Below are 283 nucleotides of genomic sequence, written 5' to 3' on the forward strand. Positions count from 1 at the left end.
CAAGTTAATTTAGAAAATATTGCCAAAACTATTTGGGTTAGTAAAACTAAAGACGGCGATATTTTATATCCTGACTCAGTTGTGGGAACGGACAGCCACACTACAATGGTTAACGCCCTTTCTGTACTTGGATGGGGTGTTGGCGGCATTGAAGCAGAAGCAGCGATGCTGGGCCAGCCCATATCGATGAACATTCCAAAAGTTTTGGGATTTAATATGTTCGGTTCATTAAACGAGGGCATTACAGCAACTGACCTAGTTTTAACAATAACCGAAAAACTCC

At 41.3% G+C, this 283-nt stretch carries 1 pseudogene (cut by a window edge); it reads left to right on the top strand.

Annotated elements, in window-relative coordinates:
- Positions 1 to 283, top strand: a pseudogene (locus tag QF629_13080) (aconitase family protein); it begins 279 nt to the left of the window's first position.

The organism is Alphaproteobacteria bacterium, from assembly GCA_030739735.1.
In the GTDB taxonomy this organism is placed as follows: domain Bacteria; phylum Pseudomonadota; class Alphaproteobacteria; order UBA7887; family UBA7887; genus UBA7887.